Source organism: Roseovarius sp. A-2, from assembly GCF_002072155.1.
GTDB lineage: Bacteria > Pseudomonadota > Alphaproteobacteria > Rhodobacterales > Rhodobacteraceae > Roseovarius.
The window spans coordinates 345,101-371,314 of record NZ_BDIY01000002.1; the positions used below are offsets into that span (position 1 = coordinate 345,101).

Sequence of the window (26,214 nt, forward strand, 5' to 3'; positions counted from 1 at the left end):
CTCATCTCTGAAACCGGCACGGTCCGCATCAGGTTACGTCACGCCCGGTGCGCACCCTCTGCCAGACCGCGCACGAAATCGAGCACGCCCGAGACCGGCGCGCCCTTGGCGATTTCGCCGACAATGGCAGAGCCCACGACACAGCCGTCGGCAACGCTGGCAATCGTTTGTGCGGTTTCGGGGCTGCGGATGCCGAAGCCGACGATCACCGGCAGATCGGTTTGCGCCTTGATGCGGGTCACCTCGGGGCCGACATCCGCCGCCTCTGCTGCCGCCGCCCCGGTGATCCCGGTGATCGAGACGTAATAGACAAAACCGGAGGTGTTCTCGAGCACCTTGGGCAGGCGCCTGTCATCGGTGGTGGGGGTGGCGAGGCGGATGAAGTTGAGCCCGGCCCGTGATGCCGGAATGCACAGCTCGTCGTCTTCCTCGGGGGGCAGGTCGACTACGATCAGGCCGTCGATACCGGCGGTTTTGGCATCGGTCAGGAACCGCTCCACCCCGCGATTGTAGATCGGATTGTAATAGCCCATCAGCACGATCGGTGTCGTGTCGTCCGCCTCGCGGAACTCGCGCGCCATGTGCAGCGTTTTCTCCAGCGTCATGCCGCCTGCAAGCGCGCGCTGACCGGCCAGCTGAATGGTCGGCCCGTCGGCCATCGGATCGGTGAAGGGCACGCCCAGTTCGATGATATCGACACCCGCCTCCGGCAGCCCCTTCATCACCTCGAGCGAGCGTTTGTAATCCGGATCGCCCGCCATGATGTAGGAGACGAACGCCTTTTTACCGGCGGCTTTCAGCTCTGCGAATTTCGCGTCGATACGTGTCATGCGGGCCTGTCCTTCGAATGGGTCCGTGCGGGTTTGGCGCAAAGCGGGGGGGAAATCAATGCCCGGCTTGACCTTGCCCCGCGTAAACCCGTAGATGCGCGCAATTCACCGCAGGAAAGGGGCTGTCATGGGTTTTAAGATGGGAATCGTGGGCCTGCCCAATGTCGGAAAATCCACGCTCTTCAACGCGCTCACCCGGACTGCTGCGGCGCAGGCGGCAAATTTTCCGTTCTGCACGATCGAGCCGAATGTCGGCGAGGTAGCGGTGCCGGATGCGCGGCTCGACAAGCTGGCGGCGATTGCCGGATCGAAGCAGACCATCCCGACGCGAATGACCTTTGTCGATATCGCGGGGCTGGTCAAAGGGGCCTCCAGGGGCGAGGGGCTGGGCAACCAGTTTCTGGCCAATATCCGCGAGGTCGATGCCATCGCCCATGTGCTGCGCTGCTTTGAGGATGGTGACGTGACCCATGTCGAGGGCCGCGTCGATCCGGTAGCGGATGCCGAGGTGATCGAGACGGAGCTGATGCTGGCGGATCTCGATTCTATTGAGAAAAGGCGGGCCGGACTGGTGCGCAAGCTGAAGGGCGGCGACAAGGACGCGGTGCAGGCGGACCGGCTTCTTGCGCTTGCGCAGGCGGTGCTGGAAGAGGGCAAGCCCGCGCGGACCGTCGAGATCGACGACGAGGATCTCAAGGCGTGGAAGATGCTGCAATTGCTGACATCCAAGCCGGTGCTCTATGTCTGCAATGTCGAGGAAAGCAATGCCGCCGAGGGCAACGCCCATAGTCAAGCTGTGGCGGAGATGGCCGCCGCGCAGGGGGCGGGCAGCGTTGTGATTTCTGCCCAGATCGAGGAAGAGATCAGCCAGCTTGAACCGGATGAAGCTTTTGTTTTTCTTGAGGAAATGGGGTTGAAAGAGGCCGGTCTAGACCGGCTGATCCGGGCCGGATACGAGCTGTTGCACCTGGAGACGTACTTTACCGTCGGCCCCAAGGAAGCGCGGGCCTGGACCATTCCCACCGGCACGCCGGCGCCCAAGGCGGCGGGGGTCATTCACGGCGATTTCGAGAAGGGATTTATCCGCGCCGAAACAATCGCTTACGAGGATTTCGTCACCCTTGGCGGCGAGCAGAAGGCCAAGGATGCGGGCAAGATGCGGGCCGAGGGCAAGGCCTATGTCGTCAAGGATGGCGACGTTCTGCACTTCCTCTTTAACACCTGAGCGGGGCGAATTTCGGCGGTCTGTATCACGTCGGTGGGGTGAGCGGGCCTGAAGCGGAGCTTGCATACCTCCCGAAGGTGCCGCGTGATCGCCAGGCCGCGGGACGGTGTCATGCCAGAGGCCTGCCTCTGGCATGACGATCACGCGGCACCTTTGGTGCGTTTCGCGCGGGGTGCCATGCCTCACGCCGGGAGATGGATCCGGAACCGCTCTCGGATCGCACTATCCGTCACCGGGTCGAACCGGGCTGCCGAGCGTTCCGAGAGGATCTTCATCTTTTTCTCGGTGGCTTTCTCGATCAGGTCGGGCTTGCCCAGTTCGTCCCATTCCTTGGGCGAGAAGCGGTTGGCGAGGCTGGGATAGACGTAATCGGTCTGCATCCTTTCAAGGGTTTGCGCCGCCCCAAGATAGTGCCCCGGGCCGCCAATGCAGGCGTTGCGGATCACATCGAGGCTGAGTGTGTCCTCGTCCACCTCGATGCCGCGCGTGCAACGCAGGGCCTGGCCGATCAGGTCATCGCCGAGAATGAGCGATTCGAGGCAGAAACCGAGCAGCGAGGCATGCATGCCCGCCGCCTCGTAGACCATGTTGAGGCCCGAGAGGCCGGCCATGACATTTGACATCGCCTGTTCCCATCCGGCCTGCATGTCGGGCAGCTTGGCATCGGCGATGCCCGCAGCCGCCCCGCCGGGCAGGCCGTAGAATTTGTGCATCTGTGCGCAGCCCGCAGACAGCAGCGCCTGTTCGCCCGACCCGCCCGACATCGCGCCGGTGCGCAGGTCGCTTACGAAGGGCCATGTGCCGAAGATCGCCGGATGCCCCGGCTGGATCGCGTTCACATAGACGAGCCCCGCGAGGCATTCGGCCATGGCCTGCACGATGGCCCCGGCGATGGGGGCGGGGGCGGTGGCCCCGGCCTGGCCCGCCGATAGAAGCAGGACCGGCATGCCGCCGCGAATACATTCCTCCATCACGAGGCAGGATTCGGTGGCGAATTTCATCGGCGGGACAACGAAGCAGTTGGAGTTGCTGACGAAGGGGCGGTCGCGCCATTTATCCTCGCCGCCCGCGATCAGGTGCAGCATCTCCATCGCGTCGCGCACGAAGCCCGGCTCTGTAAAGGACACGCCGACATGTTTCGTGGTGCCCGCGCAGCAGCCATAGAGCGTGTTGAGGTCCATCTCGCGGTTGTCTGGGATGTCGCGGCAGACCATCGGGCGTTGCAGGAAGTGGATATTGTCGAGTTGGTCGACGATGCGGGCGGCATCGTGCAGATCCTGCAGGGTGCTCTCGCGGTAGGTGCGGCCATGGGGCTCGACCAGATGCACGGCGGCACCGGCGGTGCCGTAATGTACGCGGTGGCCCGAGAGGTCGAGATCATGCCGCGCCTCGCGGCCGTGCAGGGTGAGGCTGCGGTTGGCGCGGGCGATCGTGTCCTCGATCAGGGCGCGGGGAAAGCGGATGCGCCCGTCCGCGCCCTCGATGGCACCGGCACCGGTCAGGTAGGCCACGCCCGAGGGGGGCGCATCGGCCAGGCCGATCTGTTCGAGCGCGTCGAGCACGGAAGCGTGAATGCGCTGCATCTGCGTGTCAGAGAGCGGGCGGTAGGTGCCGCCCTCAAGTCCGGCGCGGATCGGGCGCAGGGTGTCGGCGAGCGGGTTGGCACGGGCCGTGCGGCGGGCCTCGCGCCCACCGGCGCGGCGCGTCTTGGTCTGGGTTGTCATGTCGGACACCTTTGAAAGAGATCGGGAAAGGGGGCGGGGTCAGCCCCGGCCCGGTCGCCCGCGTGCCGCAAGGCCACGCACCGCCCCAATCGTGCGAGTGATCAGCGCGATCTTACTGCGTGGATGCATGGGCCGTCCTCCAAGGTCGCTTCAGAAAATGTGATTCCCGTTGGCCTGTCTGTCCTGTTTCCGACGCGTGTCGCAAACGGACCCTTCCCCCGAAACCGGATCAGGGGATCAGGCGCATTGGCGCAGGAAGGCGCGCAACTCGTTGGGATCTAGCGGCTTGTGCAGCACGTCGAGACCGGCCGACGCGCAATGCTCGCGCAACTCGCGCGAGCGGTCGGCGCTGACGATACAGGCCGGGATCGGGCCGTGGATCGCGCGCAGGTCGCGCACCGCGTCGGTGCCGAGGCTGCCATTGTCGAGCTGGTAATCGGCGATGATCGCATCCGGCGCGACGCCGATCTCCTGCAACAGCGCAATCGCCTCGGCCCCGCTGGCGCAGTCGAGCACATGCACACCCCATGTCTCCAGCGTGACGGTGATCGCGTTGCGTAGCGGCGCGTCGTTCTCGATCAGCAGCGCGATGATCGCGCCGAGGTCGGCTTGCGGCGCGGTACCCGGTGGCTCGGGGGCGGGGGCCTTGAGATCGCTTTGCGCAACAAGCGGCAATTCGACCGAAAAACAGGTGCCGAGACCGGGCTCGGACCAGAGCCGCAGCGGGTGCATCAGCAACGAACAGGCGCGTTCGACGATGGCGAGGCCGAGGCCCATCCCCTCGGCGGCGCTGGCGTCAGCGTCGAGGCGGTGGAATTCGCGAAAGATCACATCCTGCTTGTCGGCCGGGATGCCCGGCCCGGTGTCGCGGATCTCGAGCCGGACCTTGCGCGCCTGTCGGCGGAGACCGATCAGCACCCGGCCCGACCCGGTGTAGCGGATCGCGTTCGACAACAAGTTCTGCACGATGCGGCGCAGATAGGTCATGTCGCTGCACACGATGGCCGAGGTGCCGACGACCCGCAGATCGAGCCCCTTTTGCGCGGCTACGGGGCCCAATTCGTCGTGCAGTTGCGCCAGGATAAGCCCGAGCGGGACCGGGGCGACATGCACGGCCGCGTTGCCGGAATCGAGCTTGGAGATGTCGAGCAGCGCCTCGAGGATGTGCTCGACGCTGCCAAGGGCGTTCTGCGCCTTTTCGAGGATGGTTTGGGCGGCGGCATCCGGCACTGCGCCTTGCAGCGCCGCCATGTAGAGCTTTGCCGCCGACAGGGGTTGCAGCAGGTCGTGGCTGGCGGCGGCGACGAAGCGGGACTTGCCGGCATTGGCGCGCTCGGCCTCCTGCAGGGCGGCTTCGAGTGCGCGGGTGCGCTCGGCGACGCGCGCTTCCAGGGTTGCGTTGGCCTCATAGATCGCCTGCACCGCGCGGCGTTCGGCGGTGACATCGGTGAGCGAGATCACGAAGCCATGATCGGGCATGTCCTGACCGAAGAGCGACAGGATCCGGTCGCGCCCGCGCCGGATCTCGAAGGAAAGCGGCGGGCGGGTGCCGTTGCGGGCGACCCAGGTTGCGATGTCTCGCGCGCCGAGGGTGGGATCGCGCAGGGCATCCTCGCGCAGCCGCCCGAACAGGGTCTCAAACTCCGCGCCCGTTCGGAACCGGTGCGCCGGGACGGCCAGCAATTCGCTGGCCAGGCTGTTCCAGCCCACCAGCCGACCGGCGCTGTCGAAGATGCATAGCCCCTGATTGAGGTGTTCGAGCGTGGCGCGGATCAGCCGGGCCTGATCGTCGAGCAGCCGGTCGCGGGCCTGCCGCTCCAGCCGCATGATATCGGTGATGTCGGTTTGCAGCACGACGGTGCCGCCATCGCCGGTGCGATGCTCGGAGACCTGCACCCAACGGTTCTGCGTCATGCCCACGTTAAAGATCACGTGATCGTCGGCATGGCGCTGCATCCGTCGGGCGGCCCATTGCGCGGGTGAGAGCGTCTCGGTCAGCGCGAGATGGCGCGAGCGGCTGACCAGATGGACATAATCGGTAAAGCTCAGACCGGGTTTTAGCCGCTCGCGGATGTCGGGCATGTGCATGCCGAAGCGCGAATTGCACATCACCAGCGCGCCCGCCGGATCGAAGAGCGCAAAGCCTTCCTGCACCGTCTCGATCGCATTGGCGAGGTTCGAGCGCGCGGCCTCGGTCTCGGCATGCGCCTGCGAGAGGCGGGCGTTCGAGTCGTTCAGCAGGTCGAGCGCGCGTTCGAGATCGCGGGTCCGGGCCTGCACCTCCTGTTCGAGCATCGCGGCGCGTTGGAACTGGGCATAGGCGGCGCCCGAGGCATTGGTCGAGTCCTCGACCCGCCGCATCAGCGCGGCGGCGATCTTGAGCAGTTTTTCGATCTGGCGTTCCGGCGGATCGCGCGGGTCGAGCAGCGAGCCGATCATGGCGCGGCCTCTTGCGGGGCCTCGGGGTCGGGCGGGTAGATCGCGACGCCGGTCAGCGTGTGGTTGACATGCATCGAGTTGAGCTGTTCGCCATAGGTCGAAAAGCCGATCACACGATTGGCCGACAGGAGCCGTGACAGCGCGCCGGTCACCTGCTTTTCCTGCGCCTCGAGCCGTCGCAGGATGCAATCGCAGCCCAGGATGATGTCGGGCGGCCCGGGGGCCGCGAGCGTGGCCATCTCTTCGCGCAGATGCGCCACCATCGGGCGCGGCTCGGCCAGGGTCAGCACGAGCCCCTCGTCGATCGCCGAGAAGAACACCAGATCGCCGTTCCCGGCCACTTGCCGGATCGCGCGCACGTGGTGCTGCCCGCCGATCTGCACCACGAGCGGATGGGCGGCGAAGGTGAACGGGGTCAATTGCTCGGGGTCCTTGCCGAGGATGCGGGCATATTCGCGCGCCGCCGGTTCGGCGTTTATCTCGTGGACGATGCGGCGCGCGGGGTCGGCTCCGGTGACGACCATGCGTTTTTCGGTGGGCACGAGGTGATCGGATTTGAACACCCGGACCGGGCAGCGGCTGCGCACCTGGGTCAGGATCGCGGCATGGTCATGGGCGCGCCCGTCATGCAGGATCCGGGTGCGGGCAAAGCGCGTGCCGTCGCCCGCAGAGCCGCCAAAGAGCGGCACAGGCCCCAGCCCGACGGCGAGTTCGGCGGTCAGCGCGTCCTCGCGCGTGGACAGCCCGTCGATCATCAGGAAGGTGAATTCATGCTCCCATCCCGGCGCGTCTTGGGCCATCGCGCTGCGGTTCTGGATCATTCGGTCAATCAGTGCCTGCGCGTCGAGATGCGACAGGTCGGGCACCAGCAGCGTTTCGGCGCGGAAATGCGAGCGGGGCAGGGCGATGGCGACGATCCCGCCCTCGCGATAGCCGGTGTCGGTCAGCTCTCCGGCGGTGGTGCAGCCGATGACCCGGGCGGGCGCGAAGACGCGCTTTGCCTCGGCGATGAGGGGCGCGGCCTCGGCCTCGGGGGTCACGAAGAGGATGATCAGCTCAAAGCCGCGCGCATCGCCCCCAAGCGCCGCGTGAAGCCGCGCGAGCGGGGCCGCGTCTGCGGCCGCCGCGAAAGCGGTGCGCACGATGCCCTGGTGCCAGATCCGGTCGTTGCTCTCAATGGCCACCTGATCCATCGCGCGACCCTCCTCCCGGGATAAGCGATACGGCGTGAGCCTATGCTCTTTCTCCCTCGGCGTGCAAGACGCTCGCAAAGCTGATCTGCCTGGCCAGAAGCACCGCCTGCGTGCGGTTCTGCACGCCGAGCTTGCGCATGATTGCGGTGACATGCGCCTTGACCGTGGTTTCGGCGATCGAGAGGTCATAGGCGATCTGTTTGTTTAACTTGCCCTTGCAGACCAGTTGCAGGATGCGGCTCTGCTGGGTGGTCAGCATGGCGAGCCGTTGCAGGGCATCGGCGGTGTCGGCGGCGATGCCGTCCTCCTGCGGGGCGTGCCCCTCGGGCAGGAACCGCTCGCCCCGGCGCAGCGCGTCGAAGGCGGCGCGGAACACCTCGCGCTGGCTGTGTTTGGGCACGTAGCCCGCAGCGCCCGCGCCGATCACCTGCGCCACCAGACGGCTGTCGGTCATCGAGGAAATCACGATCACCGGCGCGCGTGTCGCGGCCATCAGGCGCACCAACCCGTCTAGCCCGTCGACATCCGGCAGGTTGAGGTCGAGCACCACGATATCGGGGTCGTGACCCTGGCCGAGCAGGGCAAGCGCCCGGTCGAGCCGGGCGGCGGTGGTGATCTCGCCGATATGCGCGACCGCCCGCAGCGTCATGGCGAGCGCATCGCAAAACAGCGGATGATCGTCAACGATGAGCACGGAGGAAAAGTTGCAGCCGTTTTGCTCGGTTCCGGACATTCTACACCGCCTCCCTGATGTCTCCGGTGTCGAGCTTAGCAAATGCGTCCGGCTGCGCCTACTGGCCTTTCGTCGTGCAAGGCTGCGAGGTCGCGGCGCGGATCATGTCCGCGCGTCACCCCGCCTGCTTGATGAAACTGCCGTCGCGCAACTCGCGCATCGCCTGCCGCAACTCGGCCTGCGTGTTCATCACGATCGGGCCGTGCCAGGCCACCGGCTCTTGTAGCGGCGCGCCCGAGATCAGAAGAAAGCGCAGGCCGTTTTCGCCCGCCTGCACGGTAATCTCGTCGCCGGTGCCGAAGCGCACCAGCGTGCGGTCGCCCGACGGGTCGCGCAGGTGCAGTTCGCGGCCCGCCAGTTCCTTTTCCAGCAGCACGCCGGTTGGTTGCGAGGCATCGGCAAAGGCCCCCGACCCGGCGAAGACATAGGCAAAGCTGCGCCGGTAGGTATCGATCCGAAAGGTCTTTCGCACCCCCGGCGGCACCGAGATATCGAGATATTGCGGATCAGCGGCGATGCCATCCACCGGGCCGCGCCTGCCCCAGAACTCGCCCACGATCACCCGCACGCGGGTGCCGTCATCGTCGATGATCTCGGGGATGTCGGGGGATTTCACATCCTGATAGCGAGGCGCGGTCATCTTGAGCGAGGCGGGCAGGTTGGCCCAGAGCTGGAACCCGTGCATCTGTCCGGCAGCATTGCCGCGCGGCATTTCCTGATGCAGGATGCCCGACCCGGCGGTCATCCACTGCACATCGCCCGCGCCAAGCGTGCCCGTGTTGCCGAGGCTGTCGCCATGCGCGACGTCGCCTTCGAGCACATAGGTGATCGTCTCGATGCCGCGATGCGGATGCCAGGGGAAACCCTTGGCATAGCGCGCCGGATCGTCATTGCGGAAATCGTCGAACAGCAGGAACGGGTCAAGCTCCGCCGGGTCGTGAAAGCCGAAGGCACGGTGCAGGTGCACGCCGGCACCCTCCATCGTGGGCTGCGCGAGGCGGGTTTCGAGAACGGGTCTGATCGACATGAGCGGTCTCCTTTCACCGTCTAGATAGGCATGCTCGCCGCGCGGGGGCAGGGGACGGTCTGTTCGCAGGCAAAGGGGCACTGTGCGTTTTTGACGATGCCTCTCGCCAAGTTCGGTCAACCGGGGTAAACGCCCGGGGCAAAGGGAGATGCGCGATGCTGGATGAAGATGTGGAGGTGGTGCTCGCCGCCTCGTCGGGGCGACGGGTGATCGGCGTGGGGTCTGTGGCGATGCTCGGCCTGATCCTGCTCTATCTCGCGCTGGTGCAATCGCCGGGCCTGGGCTGGCAGGTGTTCATGGTGGGGTTCGGCACGCTCGCGCTGTGGCTGGCGCTGCGGATGTGGCGTGCGACGACGCTGCGGCTGGAGCTGTCGCCCGCCGGTCTGCGTTGCAGCGACGGGCGGGTGGTGGCCCCGATGGACGACATCATCGGAGTGGCGCGGGGGGCCTTCGCGTTCAAGCCCTCGAACGGCTTCATGATCAAGATGAGCCGCGCTGCGCCGTTCGCCTGGGAGCCGGGGCTCTGGTGGCGAATCGGGCGGCGCGTGGGGGTCGGTGGCGTGACGCCGGCGACACCGGCCAAGGTGATGGCAGAGATCTTGCAGGACCGGATCAACCTGCGTGGTGTCGACTGATCCGGCCTGCCGGCATGTGCCACCGCGCCAAAGCCGCACGGGTCGAACGTCAGCCCGGCGTGCAGACGCCGACGAAACAGAGCTGCGAGGCGAATCGCAGGGTCATGAACATCCGCGTATTGATCGGCACGTTTTCGGTTATACCATTCGTGACAACCGGCTGGTAGGTCGCGAAATTCTCGACGAAGATCAGATCCTGCCCGTTGACCATGACCGGAAACACGTCATGTGCCTCGCGTACATCGTCGGCGGTTAGCGGAAGCAGGCCGCCACTGCCTCGGGTTTCGGACCAGCGCAGCTCGAACTCGTCGGTCCCGTTGTCCTCGTCGAGGTGATAGCGCACGACCGTGATCCGAAGGTCGTTGGGGCTCTGGTTATCGGTCATCGAGTCAAACAGCCGTTTGGCATTGTCGATATAGGTGTCATCGACGACGGCCGTCTCACGCGAGAGGATGTCGGCCATGGTATAGGTGGCCTTGTCGCGCACGCTTTGGGCGCGAGACATGTCGAAATATTCGTATGCGTAAACGAGGCCCATGATCATGAAGGGCGCGATGATGACCGTCTCGACGGCGACCGTTCCGCGCGGGTCGCGCAGGAACCGGCGCAGCCATCCGAGGGGGTGAAGCATGCGTTGAGAAATGTGTTTCATGTCAGATCGGCTCCTGCACGAAAGCGGTGGAGGCGACAAGCGCAGCCTCGCCACTGTTATCCGTGGAAAATGCGTCCCCCAGAATTGCCCGTGGGAAGAGCGGCTGGAACTTGACGCAGGCGCGCAGCACCATGAGCTCGTTCTGCGCACCTGGAATGAAGGCCCGCAACGGCTTGGTCGGCTCTTCATTGTCGGTGCAGTCGGGCGTCGGGTCGAGCGCTGAGTAGGCGCGCAAGTTATTGGGGCGCATCTCGAGCCGCAGCTTGTTGAGACAGTTGGGAATGATCGCGGCATTGTCGCAGATCGTGGCCTTGGTCGCGTCGTGATCGGGCACGTTGCCGGTGCCGAGCCGGATATCGCGAACCGCGATATCAAGTCCGCGTTCCAGCATCGCGGCACGCAGCGTGACCACGCCCAGTTCGACCGAGAACAGCATCAGTCCGATCAGGAAGGGTGCGAGAATGACGAATTCCACGGAGGCGGTGCCGGACTCGTCGCGCCGGAACCTGCGAACTCCCTTGCTGAATGCGCGGTTCATTGGGTCAGCCTCAGATGCTTGACATTCGCCGCGATCGAGCTGAACGCGCTGCTGATATCGGTGCCCGACGCGCGGTAGTAATGCGAGGGCGAGGTGGCGCATTTGATCAGTTCGCGTTCGGCGGTGCCGTTTCTGGAAACCTCGAAGCCGATGGTGTAGACCACCACATGCTCGTCCTTGGTCGCCTTGCACACCTGCTGCATCAGAACGTTCTTCTGACTGCCGTTGATATATTCGGAGCCGGTGTAATCGTTCCATGCCGACCAGTTCTGCGTTTTGCTGGAATAGTAGTCGACCGACATCAGGCCCCAAGCCGTTTCCCAGGACAGCTGGTTGGTGGAGACGTAGCCTTCGATGGTGTCTTCGAGATTGTTGAACTCCGACGGCGATAGCCAATCGTTTTCCGCGATGCTGTAGTACTGACCGTAGACCGGGCTGTAGAGGTAGTAGACGGATTCCTCCGGGCCGCTTTCCTCGTATTCACATTCCCAGTTGCTATAGTCGCATCGACGCTCTCCGTCCCAGCCGTATTTCTTCCAATCGACATTGTACACGTTATAGGCGTATTTGAACTCGCGATCCTGATAGATGACCTCGTAGAGATCGGAATTCGAACCGCGGAACCTCGCCGGGCTGCGATCGAAGAAATAGGAGGTGGTGTTCGCGCCGTCGCCCATGAAGATGATCACCTTCAGGGTTTCGGGATCGTTGTAGTTCGCCGGCACATGCGCGAGAGAATCGTCGAGACGATCGTTGTCGATCATGTGCGCGGTGACCTCGCGAAAGGTCGGGTCGAGCAGGGCCGCGCCCCAGTTCATGCCCTCGTTGCCGGAGGTGTTGCCATCGGGTTGCAGCGCGTCGATCTTGGCATGCAGGTCTGCCACGCTGGTCGAATAGGGCAGGATGCGCATGTAGTCGTTATTGTAGCACGACCGCCAGCTCTGGGTGAGGTCGTCGAACCCGCCATAGACCGAGGTATAGACCATCTGCTGCGCCGGGATGCCGCTGCTGAGGGACGAGCTGCCGCTGGTCAGCGTCGCGTGATCGTAATCGTTGTCCTTGAACTCCAGGCAGGTGGAGTAGTTATGCGTTTCATCGACCGCGAGCGCCTCAAAGATCGACTCGGGCGGAGAAACCGAAAAGCTGAACGGTACGATCGACAGAACCGCGCTGCCGGGATCGGAATTGCCGACCACGGTGCTCACGAATTGCTTGGCGGCGACCTTGAGGTTGTCGATCTTGGAATTGCTGCCCATCGACCCCGACACGTCGAGCACGAGGATGCCTTCGAGATTGGGGATCCGTACCTCGGCGGTGGAGGCGGCGGCAACGCCGAGCGTGTCAACGCCGCTAAGCTTCATCAGGTAGGTAGAGATGTTTCGCTGGGCGCGTGCGGTGATCGTGGCGCTGTTGAGCGAAGTGGCGATATCGCCCTCTCGTTCGGCGAGAAGGTAGTCGGCCTTGCCCGCCTTGGCGAAATAATCCTCGACGATCTGGCGCGCCTCGGCGTCGCTGCTCGCCGAAGCCCCGGCGAGAACCGCCCGGTCGAGCGTGGCTTGCAGGCTGGCACGTTCGCGTTCGTGGTGCATGGTGTCGAGAGCAAAGCCACCGACCATCAGCATGATGAGGACCATGAAAAACGCGAGCGCCGTTACGGTGCCGTCTTCTTCATGCAGGAATTGCCGGAATGGGCGCGAGGCCAATGCGGTGCCGGCCTTCAGCATGGCAATTGCCCCCGATCTCTTCGGTGTTTCGTTAACGCACATTCCTGATCACCTCTTAATGATAACGCCCCCCCGAGCCTGGCGTCGATCACACTACGCCATCGCTGTTTATCCCCGGGCTTTATGGTGAAATTATGGCGAAACAGGGAGAATAATCAAAGGTTAACTAATTTAAATCAACAATATAGGCCTTTCTCGTGCATCGTCTTGCTGAAGGCGACAATACCCGTCCTCGGAGGATGCAAAATGCAGCCGCCGGACTTATGCAAGTTCCGGGGTGGACAAACGCGGCTCAGACTTTAACCATCGCCGCAGCGGCGTCTGCGCGAACCGGAACGCGCCCATCCCCGTGAGCGCCGCGCAACAGGGAGAGAGAATGCATGACCGCCAAGAGAGAGCCGACATTCCGCGAAAGCGTGGATCTGATGTTCAATCGCGCCGTGGCACTGATGGAGCTGCCGCCGGGGCTGGAGGAGAAGATCCGCGTCTGTAACGCCACATATACCGTGCGGTTCGGGGTGCGGCTGCGCGGGCAGATCCATACCTTCACCGGTTATCGCAGCGTCCATTCCGAGCATATGGAACCCGTCAAGGGCGGCATCCGCTATGCCATGGGGGTCAATCAGGACGAGGTCGAGGCGCTGGCGGCGCTGATGACCTATAAATGCGCGCTGGTCGAAGCCCCGTTCGGCGGCTCCAAGGGGGGATTGCGGATCGACCCGCGCGAATGGGAAGAGCATGAGCTGGAGATGATCACCCGGCGTTTCGCCTATGAGCTGATCAAGCGTGACCTGATCCATCCCGCCCAGAACGTGCCCGCCCCCGACATGGGCACCGGCGAGCGCGAGATGGCCTGGATTGCCGATCAGTACAAGCGCATGGCCACCACCGATATCAACTACCGCGCCTGCGTCACCGGCAAGCCCATTCATGGCGGCGGCATCCAGGGCCGGACCGAGGCGACCGGGCGCGGCGTGCAATACGCGCTGCGCGAGTTCTTTCGTCACCCCGAGGATGTCGCGGCGGCGGGCATGTCGGGCAAGCTCGATGGCAAGCGGGTGGTGGTGCAGGGCCTTGGCAATGTGGGCTATCACGCGGCCAAGTTCCTCAGCGAGGAGGATGGCTGCAAGATCACCGCGATCATCGAGCGTGACGGTGCGCTGATCGACGAGAGCGGCCTTGACGTGGAGGCGGTGCGCAACTGGATTGCCAGACATGGCGGCGTGGATGGCTTTCCGGACGGCACTTATATCGCGGATGGCAGCAAGGCGCTGGAAAACGCGTGCGAAATCCTAATCCCGGCGGCGATGGAAGGGGTGATCAACCTTGAAAATGCCGACCGCATCAAGGCGCCGCTGATCATCGAGGCGGCGAACGGCCCGGTCACCGCCGGGGCCGACGATATCCTGCGCCAGAAGGGCACCGTGATCATTCCCGACATGTATGCCAATGCGGGCGGTGTGACGGTGTCGTATTTCGAATGGGTCAAGAACCTCAGCCATATCCGCTTTGGCCGGATCGGGCGGCGTCAGGAAGAGGCGCGGCATCAGCTGATCGTCGACGAGTTGGAGCGGCTCGACGCGCATCTGGGCGAAAACTGGCAGATGAGCCCACATTTCAAGCAGCAATACCTGCGCGGTGCGGGTGAGCTGGAGCTGGTGCGTTCGGGACTCGACGATACGATGCGCAGCGCCTACCAGGCGATGCGCGAGGTCTGGCACAACCGGCAGGACGTGACCGATCTGCGCACGGCGGCGTATCTTGTGTCTATCGCCAAGGTCGCGGCCAGCTATCGCGCCATGGGTCTGTAACGGGGCTCCGAGGCGCGCAGGTCGCGCATGGGCCGGGAAATGGCGGGAAAGATGGCAGAGCTTTGGCTCTGCCATTGCTATTGAAGATGAGACTTGGTTCAGTCGCATCACATCACGGGCAAGGAGGCAGGCATGCGGTTTTCGGGACTGCGGGTTCTGAAGGAAGGGCTGACCGGCAACACCGGCTGGCAGGCGCATTGGCGCGATGCCGCGCCCAAATCCGACTATGACGTGGTGATCATCGGCGGTGGCGGGCATGGCCTGTCGACCGCGTATTACCTGGCCCGGGATCACGGCATCACCAATGTGGCAGTTCTGGAAAAGGGCTATCTGGGGGGCGGCAATGTGGGCCGCAACACCACCATTGTGCGGGCCAATTATTTTCTGCCGGGCAATTCGGAATTCTACAGCCATTCCCTGAAACTGTGGGAGGGGCTGGAAGAGGATCTGAATTACAACGTCATGCACAGCCAGCGTGGGCAGATCGTGCTGTTTCACTCTGACGGGCAGCGCGACGCCGCAGCACGGCGCGGCAACGCGATGCGCAATCAGGGCGACGACGCGGAGTTGCTGAGCGTGGCGGAGCTCAAACGCATGGTGCCCTATCTCGATTACGAGCAGGCGCGGTTTCCGATCTATGGCGGCCTCTTGCAGCGCCGCGCGGGCACCGCGCGCCATGACGCGGTGGCCTGGGGCTATGCGCGCGGCGCAAGCGACCGGGGTGTGGACCTGATCCAGAATTGCGAGGTCACGGGCATCGACATCGAAAACGGCCGGGTGCGCGGCGTGCAGACCACGCGCGGGGCCATTCGCGCCAGGAAACTGGCGGTCGTGGTGGCCGGGCGCTCGTCTCAGGTGGCGGCGATGGCGGGGATGCGCCTGCCGATCGAGAGCCATGTGTTGCAGGCCTTTGTCACCGAGGGGCTGAAACCCTGCATCGACCATGTGATCAGCTTCGGCATGGGGCATTTCTATATCAGCCAGTCCGACAAGGGCGGGCTGGTTTTTGGTGGCGATCTGGACATGTATGCCTCTTACGCCGCGCGCGGAAACCTGCCGCTGGCCGAGCATGTGATGGAGGCGGGCATGACGCTGATGCCGATGATCGGCAATGCCCGCGTGCTGCGCAGCTGGGGCGGGATCATGGACATGTCGCCCGATGGCTCACCTGTGATCGACCATGCCGGGATTGACGGCCTCTATCTCAATTGCGGCTGGTGCTATGGCGGGTTCAAGGCGGTGCCGGGCTCGGGGAATGCGATGGCGCATCTGATCGCCACCGATCGACTGCATCCGGCGGCCACCGGGTTTCGGCTGGACCGGTTTCGCACCGGTCGGGGGCTGATGGATGAGGAAGGCACCGGCGCGCAGCACAACCTGCATTGAGCCAGGCAGAGAGGGCGGGATTTTGAGTACTTATGGAACGATGAAAGTGCGGGTGCGATGAGACTGGGCTGTCCGGTTTGCGGTGAGCGGGATCGTCGCGAGTTCTATTATCAGGGCGCGGCAGTGGCGCGGCCCGAGGGGGACGCGTGGGGGCTGGATTGGGACGACTACCTGCATAACCGCGATAACCCGGCGGGGGTGACGCGCGATCTGTGGCAGCATGAGCAGGGCTGCGGGGCCTGGCTGATCGTGACGCGCGATACGGTTAGCCATGAGGTTCTGGACGTGGCGCTGGCGGCGGAGGCGGGCGCATGAGGGTTGCGGGCAAGGGGCTGATCGACCGCGCGTGCCCGGTTGCGTTCCATTTCGACGGGCGGGCGTATGAAGGGTTTGCGGGCGATACGCTGGCCTCGGCGCTGTTGGCCAATGGCGTGCGGATGGTGGCGCGGTCGTTCAAGTATCACCGCCCGCGCGGCGTGATGACCGCAGGCAGCGAGGAGCCGAATGCGCTGGTGACATTGGGGCTGGGGGCGGCGCAGGAGCCCAACCTGCGCGCGACCACGGTCGAGTTGCATGAGGGGCTTTGGGCACGCAGTCAGAACCGGTGGCCGACTCTGGGCTTCGATCTGCTGGCGGCGAATGACCTTCTTGCGCCCTTTCTAGGGGCGGGGTTCTATTACAAGACCTTCATGTGGCCGCGCGCGTTCTGGGAGCGGGTCTATGAGCCGGTGATCCGTCGCGCCGCCGGGCTGGGCGCGCTGTCGGGCGAGGCCGCGCAGGACCGTTATGAGCGCGCCTTTGCCCATTGCGATCTGCTGGTGATTGGCGGCGGGCCTGCCGGGCTGATGGCGGCGCGCGCGGCGGCGGAGGCAGGGGCGGATGTGATCCTTGCCGAAGAGGACATGCGGCTTGGCGGGCGGTTGCTGGCCGAGAGCGAGGAGGTGGGCGGAGTGCCTGCCGTGGAGTGGGTGGCGGAGATCGCGTCCGAGTTGGCCGCGATGCCCAACGTGCGGATCATGACGCGCATGGCCGTGACCGGGGCCTATGATCAGGGCACGTATGGGGCGTTGGAACGGTTGGCCCCGGATGTGGCGGATCGCGCCCACGCGCCAAAGGGCGCGTTCTGGCGGATCGTGGCGCGGCGCACGGTGCTGGCGGCGGGGGCGCTGGAGCGGCCGGTGGCATTCGCGGGCAACGACCGGCCCGGGGTGATGATGGCGGGCGCGGTGCGCGCCTATCTCAATCGCTGGGGTGTTGCGCCAGGGCAGAGCACGGTGGTCTTTGGCAATAATGACAGCGCGCATCGCACCGTGGCCGATTTGCAGAAGGCGGGGGTGCATGTGGCGGCGCTGGTCGATTCGCGGCATTATGCGCGCTGCGATCTCGACGTGGCGTTCTATGCGGGCGCGCAGGTTTGCGGGACGGCGGGGCGGCGCGGGCTGGAAGCGGTGACGATTGCCACGACCAAGGGAGAGGAAAGGATTGCCGCCGACTGTCTGGCGGTGTCGGGTGGGTGGAACCCGTCGGTGCATCTGGCCTGTCACATGGGCGCGCGGCCGGTCTGGGACGCGGACCGGCTGGCCTTTCTGCCGCCCGAGGGGGCGGTGCCGGGGCAGCGCGCGGCGGGCGCTGCGGCGGGGGAGTTTTCGACCCGCGCCTGTCTGGAAAGCGGGTTGGCCGAGGGGCTGCGCGTGGTGGCCGAATTGGGGTTGAAAGCGCCGGAGATCAGCGTGCCATCGGCGGGTGATGCCGCCTATGACATCTTTCCGCTGTGGCAGGTGCCGGGCAAGGGTCGTGCCTGGCTCGATTTCCAGAACGATGTGACGGTCAAGGATGTGCAGCTTTCCGCGCGGGAGAACTTTCGCTCGGTCGAGCATATGAAGCGCTACACGACGCAGGGCATGGCCCCCGATCAAGGCAAGAATTCGAACGTCAACGCGCTTGCCGTGCTGGCGGATGCGACCGGGCGCGGCATTCCCGAGACCGGCACCACCACGTTTCGCCCGCCCTATGTGCCGGTGCCGATTGCGGCGATGGGGGCGGGGGCCATTGGCAAGGGCTTTGCGCCCGAGCGGCTGACCACCTCGCATGACGAGAGCGTGGTGCGGGGTGCGCCGATGATCGAGGCGGGGCTGTGGTACCGGCCCAGCTATTTTCCGCGCAAGGGGGAGAGCCATTGGCGTCAATCCTGCGACCGCGAGGTGACGATGGTGCGCGGTTGCGTGGGGGTCTGCGATGTCTCGACCCTCGGCAAGATCGACATTCAGGGGCCGGATGCGGCGCGGTTTCTGGATTTCGTCTATACCAATATGTTCTCCACGCTGCGCGAGGGCCGCGTGCGCTACGGGTTGATGCTGCGCGAGGATGGCCATGTCATGGATGACGGCACCTGTGCGCGACTGGGGGAGCGTCATTACCTGATGACCACCACCACTGCGGCGGCGGGGCAGGTGATGCGGCATCTGGAGTTTGTGGCGCAGGTGCTGCGGCCCGGTTGGGACGTCCGGATGGTGTCGGTGACGGAACAGTGGGCGCAGTTCGCCGTGGCCGGGCCGCAGGCGCGTGATCTGCTCAACGGTCTCTTGGATGCGCCGATTGACGACGCGGGGTTTCCCTTCATGGCCTGCGGTCCGGTGCGCGTGGGCGGTGTTGCGGGTCGGTTGTTCCGCATCTCCTTCTCGGGCGAGCATGCCTATGAGATCGCGGTACCCGCGCGTTATGGCGCGGCGCTGTTCCGCGAGTTGGTGGCGCGCGCCGAGGCCATGGGCGGCGGGGCCTACGGGATGGAGGCGCTGAATGTGTTGCGGATCGAGAAGGGCTTTATCACTCATGCCGAGATCCACGGGCGGGTGACGGCCTATGACATCGGGATGCAGGGGATGATGAGCGCCAAGAAGGATTTTGTCGGCAAACCGGCGGCGTCGCGGGTCGGGTTGATGGACCCGGAGCGGGAGCGTCTGGTGGGGTTGAAACCAGTGGGTGCGGTCAAGGAATTGTTGCCCGGCGCGCATCTGTTTGATGAAAGTGCCGAGACCGTGAGCGCCAACGATCAGGGCTATATCACCAGCGCCTGCTATTCGCCGACGCTGGGTCATGTGATAGGGCAGGCGTTTCTGCGGCGCGGGCCGGAGCGGATTGGCGAGCGGGTGCGGATGGTCGATCACCTGCGCGGCACCGAGACGCTGTGCGAGGTGACCGGTGTGGTGCAATACGATGCGGATGGAGGGCGGTTGCGTGGTTGAGGTGCAAGCCGAGAGCCCCGGCAAGGGGCGGTTGCCGGTGACGGCGGGCGCGCTGCGGCTGAGCGCGGCTGCGCCAGAGCGGATGACCAGCCTTGCGCCTTACAAGGGGCAGGCCGCCGCGCTGTCGGGGGCGATGCAGGCGGCACATGGCATGGGCTGGCCCAAGCCCGGGCGGATGACCGGGCGCAAGGGCGCGCGGGCGATGTGGTTCGGGCGCGAAATGGCGCTTTTGATCGGGCCGGAGCCTGATCCGGGGCTGGCCGCGCATGCCGCCATCGTCGATCAAAGCGACGCCTGGGCGGTGCTGGTGCTGGAGGGGCCGGAAGCGGCGCAAGTGCTGGCGCGGCTCTGCCCGCTCGATCTGCGCGATCAGGTGTTCAAGCGTGGCCATGTCGCCCGCACCGAGGTGGCGCATATGGCCGGGGCGATTGCGCGCATGGGCGCGGACAACTGGCGGATCATGGTGTTTCGCTCGATGACCGGGACATTGATCCACGAGGCGGAGACCGCGATGCGACGGGTCGCGGCGCGGCGAAATTCCCCGGTGTGAGGCGCTGACAGCGCGCGCGATTTGCCCTAGAACGCGACAATCGTTGAAGGAGAGACCGCCATGCGCCTGATGTTGATTGCCGCCCTGAGCACCCTGCCGTTGAGCGCCACGGCGCAGAACCCGATCTGTGCCCCCACCGGCGAGATCGTGGCGCGGGCCGTCGAGGCGCGCAAGGACGGGCAAGAGGCCCCCCAGGCGATCAAGGTGATCAGCGCCGACATGACCGGAGAGATGGCCCCCTATGAACCTGCCGTGCAGCCGTTGGTGGATTGGGTCTATACGCTCGACGAGGGGCAATTGGCCGAGGACGTGGCGGGCAGCTATGTCACCCAATGCGAGGCGCAGTAGGGCACTGGACTCTGCGCGCCGCGCGCCCAATATAGGGGTATGAGCCTGCCCCCCGGATTCCTCGATGAGTTGCAAAGCCGCCTGTCGCTGTCTCAGGTCGTCGGGCGCAAGGTTATGTGGGACACCCGAAAATCCAATCAGGCCAAGGGCGACATGTGGGCACCGTGCCCGTTCCACCAGGAAAAAACCGCGTCTTTTCATGTGGATGACCGCAAGGGATTCTATTACTGCTTTGGCTGTCACGCCAAGGGCGATGCGATTTCATTCGTGCGCGAGACCGAGAATGTCGAGTTCATCGAGGCGGTGAAGATCCTCGCCGCCGAGGCGGGCATGAGTGTGCCCGAACGCGACCCGCAGGCGCAGAAGAAAGCCGACCGGCGCGGGCAGCTTGTCGAGGTGATGGAGCAGGCGGTCAAGTATTTCGGCCTGCAATTGCGCAGCGGTGCGGGAACGGCGGCGCATGACTACCTCAAGGGGCGCAGGCTGGATGAAGCGACGCAGGCGCGGTTCGATCTTGGGTTTGCCCCCGACGGCTGGCAGGGGCTGTGGGATCACCTGACCGGCAAGGGCGTGCCGCCCGAGATGATCCTCGCCTGCGGTCTGGCCCGGGAAAGCCAAAAGGGTGGCAAGCCCTATGACACGTTCCGCAACCGGATAATGTTTCCGATTCGCGATGCGCGCGGGCGCTGCATCGCCTTTGGCGGGCGGGCGATGGACCCGAATGACAACGCCAAGTATCTCAACTCGCCCGAGACCGAGATTTTCGACAAGTCGCACACGCTCTATAATCACGGACCCGCGCGAGAGGCGGCGGGCAAGGGCCAGCCGCTGATCGTGGCGGAGGGCTATATGGACGTGATCGCGCTGGTGGCGGCGGGCTTTGGCGCGGCGGTGGCCCCGCTTGGCACGGCGGTGACCGAACATCAGATGCAACTGCTGTGGCGGATCGCACCCGAGCCGGTGATCATGCTCGACGGCGACCGGGCCGGGCTTCAGGCCGCCTACCGGGTGATCGACCTTGCCCTGCCTCTCTTGGAGGCGGGCAAATCGCTGCGCTTTGCGCTGATGCCGGAGGGGCAGGACCCCGATGATCTGCTCAGGGCCGAGGGCGCGGGCGCGGTGCAGGCGCGGATTGATGCGGCGCTACCAATGGTGCGCCTGTTGTGGCAGCGCGAGACCGAGGGGCGCGATTTCGACAGCCCCGAGCGCAAGGCGGCGCTGGAGCACGTTTGCCGCGAGAAAACCGGACTGATTCGCGACCCGTCGCTGCGCAGGTACTATGAGCAGGAACTCAAGGACCTGCGCTGGCAACTGTTCAACCCGCGCCGTGCGAGCGCCGCGGGCGGCGCCTTTGCGCCGCGCCCGCGCGGCGGCAAGGGCGGTAAATGGCCCCCGCCGGAACCCGCGCGCGCGACCACGAAATCCTCGCTGCTGGTCACGGCTGCGGGGGATACGCATCTGCGCGAGGCGGTGATTCTGGCGACGCTGATCTGCTGCCCCGAGGTGATGGAGAGTTTCGAGAGCCAGATCGAGCGCATGGAGTGTCAGGACCCGGATCACGCGTGGCTGCGCGCGCTGATCCTGCGTCACGCGCCTGCGGGGGCCGACACCCTGCGCGCGCAGATCGAGGGCGAGATGGGTGCAGCCCCCCTTGAAAAGCTGCTGTCGCTGCCCCATGTCGCGCTTGCCCCACCCGTGCGGTATCCGGGCGACGCCGAGCTTGCCAGCCTGACGCTGAGCGAGGAACTCGCCAAGCTGATGGCGCAGCGGGGCGTGCAGGCCGAGATGCACGAGGCCGCCGAGGACATGGCCGGACTGGCCGATGAGGCGATAACATGGCGGCTCGCACAGGCGGCGGAGGCGCGCAACAAGGCGCAGCGCAGCCAGCAGGAGGACAGAGCCGAATACGAGCTGGGTGAGAACGGAGCGGCGATCAAACGTGACGAGAAAGAGCAGTTTGCCGCGCTCCTGGACAAGATAACCTTTTCCAAACGCAAGCGATGACCGCATTTTTGGGAAGAATGGACAATAAATTCGGGGTAAACGGGTGTGCGAATCACATGATCGCGCTAATGATTCGGAACAGCCGAATCACCTGGACCGCCCCTAACTGAGGAGTCTTTCATGGCCGCCAAGGATACCGAGGACCAAAAGCCCGACGACGCCGAGACCGAAGTTTCGCTCGACATGTCGCAGGCGGCGGTCAAGAGGATGATTGCCGAGGCGCGTGAGAAAGGGTTCATCACCTACGATCAGCTAAACGAGGTTCTGCCGCCGGATCAGGTGTCGTCGGAGCAGATCGAGGACGTGATGTCGATGCTCTCGGAGATGGGCATCAACATCATCGAGGCCGAGGACGCCGAAGAGGAAGAGAACCGGACCACCGCCGTCGCCGAAGTGGGCAAGCGCGGCGAGATCACGCTTGGCTCGGGCAAGGAAGAAAAGCTCGACCGCACCGATGATCCGGTGCGCATGTACCTGCGCGAGATGGGCTCTGTCGAACTCTTGAGCCGCGAGGGCGAGATCGCCATCGCCAAGCGCATCGAGGCCGGGCGCAACACGATGATTGCGGGGCTTTGCGAGAGCCCGCTGACCTTTCAGGCGATCACCATCTGGCGCGACGAACTTCTGGGCGAAGACATCCTGCTGCGCGATGTGATCGACCTTGAGGCCACGTTCGGCAACCAGCCGGGCGAAGAGGGGGCGGAACCGGTCGTCGAGGCTGCGAATGTCACCAGCGCGCCCGCCAATCGCACCGATGGGGCTAACGAGCCGGAACTCGACGCCGATGGCAACCCGATCCAGAGCGAGGATGACGACGACGAGGAAGACGAGCAGGCCAATATGAGCCTTGCCGCGATGGAGGCCGCGCTCAAGCCGCGCGTGCTCGAAACGCTCGACCGCATCGCCGAGGATTTCGAGCAGTTAAGCGCGATGCAGGACAGCCGGATCTCGGCGACGCTGAATGAAGACGCCTCGTTCTCTTCCGATCAGGAAGCGAAATATCAGACGTTGCGCTCAGAGATCGTCAAGCTTGTCAACGAGTTGCACCTGCATAACAACCGCATCGAGGCGCTGATCGACCAGCTCTACGGGATCAACCGCCGGATCATGCAGATCGACACGGCGATGGTCAAACTCGCCGATCAGGCGCGGATCAACCGCAGGGAATTCGTCGAGGAATATCGCGGGCGCGAGCTTGACCCGAACTGGCTCGACGACATGGCGGCCAAGCCGGGGCGCGGCTGGCAGATGTTTATGGAGCGTCAGCCCGAAAAGGTGGCCGAACTGCGCGCCGATATGGCACAGGTCGGACAGTATGTCGGCCTCGATATCTCTGAATTCCGCCGCATCGTCGGGCAGGTTCAGAAGGGCGAGAAAGAGGCGCGTCAGGCCAAGAAGGAAATGGTCGAGGCAAACCTGCGTCTGGTCATCTCGATTGCCAAGAAATACACCAATCGGGGCCTGCAATTTCTTGATCTCATTCAGGAAGGCAATATCGGCCTGATGAAGGCTGTGGACAAGTTCGAGTATCGCCGGGGCTACAAGTTCAGCACCTATGCGACGTGGTGGATCCGACAGGCGATCACCCGCAGCATCGCCGATCAGGCGCGCACCATCCGCATTCCGGTGCATATGATCGAGACGATCAACAAGCTGGTGCGCACCGGGCGCCAGATGCTTCACGAGATCGGTCGCGAGCCAACGCCGGAAGAACTGGCCGAGAAGCTGCAAATGCCGCTTGAAAAGGTCCGCAAGGTGATGAAGATCGCCAAGGAGCCGATTTCCCTGGAGACGCCCATCGGCGACGAGGAAGACAGCCAGCTTGGCGATTTCATCGAGGACAAGAACGTTATTCTGCCGCTGGACAGCGCCATTCAGGATAACCTGAAAGAAACGACCACGCGGGTGCTGTCCTCGCTCACGCCGCGTGAAGAGCGGGTGCTGCGGATGCGCTTCGGCATCGGGATGAACACCGATCACACGCTGGAAGAGGTGGGGCAACAGTTCAGTGTCACCCGCGAGCGTATCCGTCAGATCGAGGCCAAGGCGCTGCGCAAGCTGAAGCATCCCTCGCGGAGCCGGAAGCTGCGGAGTTTCCTAGATCAGTGAGCGGGGCTTTACGCGATACGGCGCACCTTTTGAGGATTTTCGAACGGCTTCAAACCGATGATGTTAAGCTGGCGTTCTTCGAACTCTTGCATCGCCTTTATAGCGAACAAGGACTAGCGTTTCGTTTTCTTTCGAGAGGGAATTTTTCAGCCGCGCACCTTCTTTTTGACCCTAATGGAAAACCGTACAGAGATGCCGAGTTTGCCTTCAAAGGAGCAAGGGACCACATGCGTTGGTGGTTTCGTCCACCTTGTTTTGCGCGTGGTTTGTTGCGGCCTGAAGAAATCGCCGAGCGAATTCCACTCATCCAAGATCGGCAGGATGAACATCTGATCATCGATATCCGGAATCTCCACGATGTAGATGCCGTAATTGAGTGTGTGAGCACTGCACGCAAACGGCGCTATTGATTTCCCGTACGCCATGACGTACATTCCGTGCGATGAAACACACCACCTCCACAGACCTGCGCAAGAATCTCTCGGCGATGATGGATCGGGTGAACGACGATCATGAGCCGGTCATCGTCACCCGTGCCAAGGGCAAGCCGGTGGTGATGATCTCGCTTGAGGATTATCAGGCGATGGACGAGACGGCCTATCTGCTGGCCTCGCCCGCCAATGCGCATGCGTTACGTGATGCCATCGCGCGGGTAGAGCGCGGGGAGGGCATCTCCCGCACGCTGGCCGATCTCGAGGCGATGGAGGGAGAATGACCCTCACCTTTGATCCCGAGGCGTGGGATCAGTATCTGTACTGGCAGCGGACAGACCCAAAAATTGCACGCAAAATCAACAGGCTGATAAAGGAATGTCTGCGCCATCCCTTCGAGGGCACGGGCAAGCCAGAGCCGTTGCGCGGGGATCTCGCGGGCTATTGGTCACGACGGATAGACCGTGAGCATCGTTTGGTTTACCGCGTGACGCAGGAGACGCTGGTGATCGTGCAGTGCCGGTATCATTACTGACGCGCTTGGGTCTTGTCGGGCGGCGCCCGCGTCCAAAGCGCCTCGTAGACACGGCCGATCGCCTGCGCCTCCTGCGTCACGTCGAAATGCGCGTGCGCGGTTGCGCGTGCGGTCAGTGACATGGCCGATAGCCTGTCGGGGTCGCGCAGCAGCGTCGCGAGCGTGGTCTCTGGGTCGGCGGTGATGCAGCCCGCACGATCCCCGCGCGCAAATTCCCGAAAATGCCCGGTATCGCTGGCGACGAAGGGCACCCCCGAGGCCATCGCCTCAAGCGCGGTCATGCCGTAGCCTTCGTAGCGCGGCAGTTGCACCACCAGTGTGAGCGCGCGCAGGAGGGCGGGCAGCGCATCGGGGGCAATCTCACCGGGAAAGAGGAGGCGGTCGGAGAGGCCCGCCTCGGCTGTTTGTCTCTTGAGCCTGTCGAGAAATCCCCGGTGGGAGGACCCCGCACGACCGATCACGAGGGCGGTGGTGCCGGGATGGTCGGGCAGCAGGCGCAGCATCGCCGCGACAAAGCGGTCAGTGCCCTTTTCGGGGCGGATGCGCCCGATGGTGGCGATGCCGCGCGTGCCGGGATAGCCCGAGGCCTCCCACGCGGCGGCGCGGTTTATGGCCGGTGCAAAGCGCGCGCAGTCCACGCCATGTGGTATCACTGCGCGGACATGCGGCACATGTGCGGCGGCGGCTTGGGTGGTGGCGATTACCGCGTCCATCCGGGATATCAGCCAGCGGGGCAAGGCCGAATGGCGGCGCTGCGCGGCGGAGGTGAAGACGATGCGAATCGGCAGGCGCAACACGTCGCGTGCCCAGAGGGCGGCGCGCATCTCGCTGTTGCGGCGCACGTGCCAGATGGTGAAGGGGCGGCCCGGTGCCGGGCTGCGCGACAGGTGCCGCGCCTCGGCGCGCGATATCGGGGCCGGGCAGCTGGGCAGGGGCACATCGCTCAGGCGGAGGTCGTACTGGCCCTGCTGCACGCGGATCACCCCTGCCGCCGTGGCCGAGACGCCGGTGAAGTTGCGGTTGAAACTGGTGACGATCAGCTCGGGCATCTGGTGTGGGATTTGAGTATTTGAAGAAC

The 26,214-nt window shown here is 64.5% G+C and carries 23 protein-coding genes; 12 read left to right on the plus strand and 11 right to left on the minus strand.

Annotated features, from left to right (window positions below; genetic code table 11):
• Nucleotides 1-38: 38 nt before the first annotated feature.
• Nucleotides 39-830, minus strand: coding sequence for a tryptophan synthase subunit alpha (gene trpA, locus BHD06_RS05030; protein ID WP_080455888.1), 792 nt, complete (start codon nucleotides 828-830; stop codon nucleotides 39-41).
• Nucleotides 831-957: 127 nt separating this feature from the next.
• Here trpA and ychF point away from each other — a divergent pair, with 127 nt between their 5' ends.
• Nucleotides 958-2,055: a redox-regulated ATPase YchF gene (gene ychF / locus BHD06_RS05035; protein WP_080455889.1), complete on the plus strand. Its 1,098-nt coding sequence runs from the start codon at nucleotides 958-960 to the stop codon at nucleotides 2,053-2,055.
• A 182-nt stretch (nucleotides 2,056-2,237) separates the two neighbouring features.
• Here ychF and BHD06_RS05040 read toward each other — a convergent pair whose 3' ends face one another.
• The 5 genes from BHD06_RS05040 to BHD06_RS05060 all read right to left on the minus strand — a co-directional run bounded on the left by BHD06_RS05040 (nucleotide 2,238) and on the right by BHD06_RS05060 (nucleotide 9,171).
• Complete coding sequence (locus BHD06_RS05040; protein WP_176214280.1) at nucleotides 2,238-3,779, minus strand: trimethylamine methyltransferase family protein; 1,542 nt, start codon at nucleotides 3,777-3,779, stop codon at nucleotides 2,238-2,240.
• 237 nt (nucleotides 3,780-4,016) lie between these two features.
• Nucleotides 4,017-6,218 (minus strand): PAS-domain containing protein, encoded by a 2,202-nt coding sequence (locus BHD06_RS05045; protein ID WP_080455891.1) that lies wholly within the window; start codon nucleotides 6,216-6,218, stop codon nucleotides 4,017-4,019.
• Nucleotides 6,215-7,411 (minus strand): FIST N-terminal domain-containing protein, encoded by a 1,197-nt coding sequence (locus BHD06_RS05050; protein ID WP_080455892.1) that lies wholly within the window; start codon nucleotides 7,409-7,411, stop codon nucleotides 6,215-6,217. The genes BHD06_RS05045 and BHD06_RS05050 overlap by 4 nt, the downstream gene beginning before the upstream one ends.
• 40 nt (nucleotides 7,412-7,451) lie before the next feature.
• On the minus strand, nucleotides 7,452-8,144 hold the full coding sequence (locus tag BHD06_RS05055) for a response regulator transcription factor (protein WP_080455893.1): 693 nt from the start codon (nucleotides 8,142-8,144) through the stop codon (nucleotides 7,452-7,454).
• A 115-nt stretch (nucleotides 8,145-8,259) separates the two neighbouring features.
• Complete coding sequence (locus tag BHD06_RS05060) at nucleotides 8,260-9,171, minus strand: pirin family protein (RefSeq protein WP_080455894.1); 912 nt, start codon at nucleotides 9,169-9,171, stop codon at nucleotides 8,260-8,262.
• Nucleotides 9,172-9,326: 155 nt separating this feature from the next.
• Between BHD06_RS05060 and BHD06_RS05065 the strand changes: the two genes are divergently transcribed.
• Nucleotides 9,327-9,806 (plus strand): hypothetical protein, encoded by a 480-nt coding sequence (locus tag BHD06_RS05065; protein ID WP_080455895.1) that lies wholly within the window; start codon nucleotides 9,327-9,329, stop codon nucleotides 9,804-9,806.
• A 49-nt stretch (nucleotides 9,807-9,855) separates the two neighbouring features.
• On the opposite strand, the gene BHD06_RS05070 is transcribed toward BHD06_RS05065, so the two are convergent.
• Genes BHD06_RS05070 through BHD06_RS05080 form a run of 3 tightly spaced genes read right to left on the minus strand, consistent with a single transcriptional unit; the run spans nucleotide 9,856 to nucleotide 12,720 of the window.
• Nucleotides 9,856-10,458 (minus strand): TadE/TadG family type IV pilus assembly protein, encoded by a 603-nt coding sequence (locus BHD06_RS05070; RefSeq protein WP_254892316.1) that lies wholly within the window; start codon nucleotides 10,456-10,458, stop codon nucleotides 9,856-9,858.
• Nucleotide 10,459: 1 nt separating this feature from the next.
• Complete coding sequence (locus BHD06_RS05075) at nucleotides 10,460-10,996, minus strand: TadE/TadG family type IV pilus assembly protein (protein WP_080455897.1); 537 nt, start codon at nucleotides 10,994-10,996, stop codon at nucleotides 10,460-10,462.
• The gene (locus BHD06_RS05080) at nucleotides 10,993-12,720 is read right to left on the minus strand and encodes a Tad domain-containing protein (RefSeq protein ID WP_080455898.1); all 1,728 of its coding nucleotides are present in this window, start codon (nucleotides 12,718-12,720) and stop codon (nucleotides 10,993-10,995) included. The genes BHD06_RS05075 and BHD06_RS05080 overlap by 4 nt, the downstream gene beginning before the upstream one ends.
• A gap of 380 nt (nucleotides 12,721-13,100) precedes the next feature.
• Here BHD06_RS05080 and BHD06_RS05085 point away from each other — a divergent pair, with 380 nt between their 5' ends.
• The 8 genes from BHD06_RS05085 to rpoD all read left to right on the plus strand — a co-directional run bounded on the left by BHD06_RS05085 (nucleotide 13,101) and on the right by rpoD (nucleotide 24,170).
• Nucleotides 13,101-14,531, plus strand: coding sequence for a Glu/Leu/Phe/Val dehydrogenase (locus BHD06_RS05085; protein WP_080455899.1), 1,431 nt, complete (start codon nucleotides 13,101-13,103; stop codon nucleotides 14,529-14,531).
• 132 nt (nucleotides 14,532-14,663) lie between these two features.
• Nucleotides 14,664-15,917: a sarcosine oxidase subunit beta family protein gene (locus BHD06_RS05090; protein WP_080455967.1), complete on the plus strand. Its 1,254-nt coding sequence runs from the start codon at nucleotides 14,664-14,666 to the stop codon at nucleotides 15,915-15,917.
• Nucleotides 15,918-15,974: 57 nt separating this feature from the next.
• Nucleotides 15,975-16,232, plus strand: a complete 258-nt coding sequence (locus tag BHD06_RS05095; protein ID WP_080455900.1) for a sarcosine oxidase subunit delta — start codon at nucleotides 15,975-15,977, stop codon at nucleotides 16,230-16,232.
• Entirely contained in the window at nucleotides 16,229-19,159 is a 2,931-nt protein-coding gene (locus tag BHD06_RS05100) for a sarcosine oxidase subunit alpha family protein (RefSeq protein ID WP_080455901.1), read from the plus strand. Before BHD06_RS05095 ends, BHD06_RS05100 begins: the two co-directional genes overlap by 4 nt.
• Nucleotides 19,152-19,709 carry a sarcosine oxidase subunit gamma gene (locus tag BHD06_RS05105; RefSeq protein ID WP_080455968.1) on the plus strand — a complete coding sequence of 186 codons (558 nt, stop codon included), beginning with the start codon at nucleotides 19,152-19,154 and terminating at the stop codon, nucleotides 19,707-19,709. The genes BHD06_RS05100 and BHD06_RS05105 overlap by 8 nt, the downstream gene beginning before the upstream one ends.
• 60 nt (nucleotides 19,710-19,769) lie before the next feature.
• Nucleotides 19,770-20,057 (plus strand): DNA primase, encoded by a 288-nt coding sequence (locus tag BHD06_RS05110; protein ID WP_080455902.1) that lies wholly within the window; start codon nucleotides 19,770-19,772, stop codon nucleotides 20,055-20,057.
• Nucleotides 20,058-20,096: 39 nt separating this feature from the next.
• Entirely contained in the window at nucleotides 20,097-22,061 is a 1,965-nt protein-coding gene (dnaG, locus tag BHD06_RS05115) for a DNA primase (protein ID WP_080455903.1), read from the plus strand.
• Nucleotides 22,062-22,181: 120 nt separating this feature from the next.
• The gene (gene rpoD / locus BHD06_RS05120) at nucleotides 22,182-24,170 is read left to right on the plus strand and encodes an RNA polymerase sigma factor RpoD (RefSeq protein WP_080455904.1); all 1,989 of its coding nucleotides are present in this window, start codon (nucleotides 22,182-22,184) and stop codon (nucleotides 24,168-24,170) included.
• Nucleotides 24,171-24,316: 146 nt separating this feature from the next.
• Here the strand turns inward: rpoD and BHD06_RS05125 are convergent, their stop codons facing one another.
• On the minus strand, nucleotides 24,317-24,595 hold the full coding sequence (locus tag BHD06_RS05125; RefSeq protein WP_139784635.1) for a hypothetical protein: 279 nt from the start codon (nucleotides 24,593-24,595) through the stop codon (nucleotides 24,317-24,319).
• A gap of 17 nt (nucleotides 24,596-24,612) precedes the next feature.
• Here BHD06_RS05125 and BHD06_RS05130 point away from each other — a divergent pair, with 17 nt between their 5' ends.
• Together BHD06_RS05130 and BHD06_RS05135 are read left to right on the plus strand one after the other, a co-directional pair.
• Nucleotides 24,613-24,885: a type II toxin-antitoxin system Phd/YefM family antitoxin gene (locus tag BHD06_RS05130; RefSeq protein WP_080455906.1), complete on the plus strand. Its 273-nt coding sequence runs from the start codon at nucleotides 24,613-24,615 to the stop codon at nucleotides 24,883-24,885.
• Nucleotides 24,882-25,136, plus strand: a complete 255-nt coding sequence (locus BHD06_RS05135) for a Txe/YoeB family addiction module toxin (protein ID WP_080455907.1) — start codon at nucleotides 24,882-24,884, stop codon at nucleotides 25,134-25,136. Before BHD06_RS05130 ends, BHD06_RS05135 begins: the two co-directional genes overlap by 4 nt.
• Here the strand turns inward: BHD06_RS05135 and BHD06_RS05140 are convergent.
• Nucleotides 25,130-26,185 (minus strand): glycosyltransferase family 4 protein, encoded by a 1,056-nt coding sequence (locus BHD06_RS05140; RefSeq protein ID WP_080455908.1) that lies wholly within the window; start codon nucleotides 26,183-26,185, stop codon nucleotides 25,130-25,132. The two genes, BHD06_RS05135 and BHD06_RS05140, sit on opposite strands and share 7 nt — an antisense overlap.
• Nucleotides 26,186-26,214 lie beyond the last annotated feature (29 nt).

What these genes read in the sequence shown, in the direction of transcription:
- BHD06_RS05090 (WP_080455967.1), top strand. Translation starts at nt 14,664, where the DNA reads ATGCGGTTTTCGGGACTGCGGGTTCTGAAGGAAGGGCTGACCGGCAAC.
- BHD06_RS05095 (WP_080455900.1), top strand. Translation starts at nt 15,975, where the DNA reads ATGAGACTGGGCTGTCCGGTTTGCGGTGAGCGGGATCGTCGCGAGTTC.
- BHD06_RS05045 (WP_080455891.1), bottom strand. Translation starts at nt 6,218, where the DNA reads ATGATCGGCTCGCTGCTCGACCCGCGCGATCCGCCGGAACGCCAGATC.
- BHD06_RS05130 (WP_080455906.1), top strand. Translation starts at nt 24,613, where the DNA reads ATGAAACACACCACCTCCACAGACCTGCGCAAGAATCTCTCGGCGATG.
- BHD06_RS05060 (WP_080455894.1), bottom strand. Translation starts at nt 9,171, where the DNA reads ATGTCGATCAGACCCGTTCTCGAAACCCGCCTCGCGCAGCCCACGATG.
- BHD06_RS05050 (WP_080455892.1), bottom strand. Translation starts at nt 7,411, where the DNA reads ATGGATCAGGTGGCCATTGAGAGCAACGACCGGATCTGGCACCAGGGC.
- BHD06_RS05070 (WP_254892316.1), bottom strand. Translation starts at nt 10,458, where the DNA reads ATGAAACACATTTCTCAACGCATGCTTCACCCCCTCGGATGGCTGCGC.
- ychF (WP_080455889.1), top strand. Translation starts at nt 958, where the DNA reads ATGGGTTTTAAGATGGGAATCGTGGGCCTGCCCAATGTCGGAAAATCC.
- dnaG (WP_080455903.1), top strand. Translation starts at nt 20,097, where the DNA reads ATGAGCCTGCCCCCCGGATTCCTCGATGAGTTGCAAAGCCGCCTGTCG.
- BHD06_RS05055 (WP_080455893.1), bottom strand. Translation starts at nt 8,144, where the DNA reads ATGTCCGGAACCGAGCAAAACGGCTGCAACTTTTCCTCCGTGCTCATC.
- BHD06_RS05065 (WP_080455895.1), top strand. Translation starts at nt 9,327, where the DNA reads ATGCTGGATGAAGATGTGGAGGTGGTGCTCGCCGCCTCGTCGGGGCGA.
- BHD06_RS05100 (WP_080455901.1), top strand. Translation starts at nt 16,229, where the DNA reads ATGAGGGTTGCGGGCAAGGGGCTGATCGACCGCGCGTGCCCGGTTGCG.
- BHD06_RS05135 (WP_080455907.1), top strand. Translation starts at nt 24,882, where the DNA reads ATGACCCTCACCTTTGATCCCGAGGCGTGGGATCAGTATCTGTACTGG.
- BHD06_RS05080 (WP_080455898.1), bottom strand. Translation starts at nt 12,720, where the DNA reads ATGCTGAAGGCCGGCACCGCATTGGCCTCGCGCCCATTCCGGCAATTC.
- BHD06_RS05125 (WP_139784635.1), bottom strand. Translation starts at nt 24,595, where the DNA reads ATGGCGTACGGGAAATCAATAGCGCCGTTTGCGTGCAGTGCTCACACA.
- BHD06_RS05040 (WP_176214280.1), bottom strand. Translation starts at nt 3,779, where the DNA reads ATGACAACCCAGACCAAGACGCGCCGCGCCGGTGGGCGCGAGGCCCGC.
- BHD06_RS05085 (WP_080455899.1), top strand. Translation starts at nt 13,101, where the DNA reads ATGACCGCCAAGAGAGAGCCGACATTCCGCGAAAGCGTGGATCTGATG.
- trpA (WP_080455888.1), bottom strand. Translation starts at nt 830, where the DNA reads ATGACACGTATCGACGCGAAATTCGCAGAGCTGAAAGCCGCCGGTAAA.
- rpoD (WP_080455904.1), top strand. Translation starts at nt 22,182, where the DNA reads ATGGCCGCCAAGGATACCGAGGACCAAAAGCCCGACGACGCCGAGACC.
- BHD06_RS05140 (WP_080455908.1), bottom strand. Translation starts at nt 26,185, where the DNA reads ATGCCCGAGCTGATCGTCACCAGTTTCAACCGCAACTTCACCGGCGTC.
- BHD06_RS05110 (WP_080455902.1), top strand. Translation starts at nt 19,770, where the DNA reads ATGCGCCTGATGTTGATTGCCGCCCTGAGCACCCTGCCGTTGAGCGCC.
- BHD06_RS05075 (WP_080455897.1), bottom strand. Translation starts at nt 10,996, where the DNA reads ATGAACCGCGCATTCAGCAAGGGAGTTCGCAGGTTCCGGCGCGACGAG.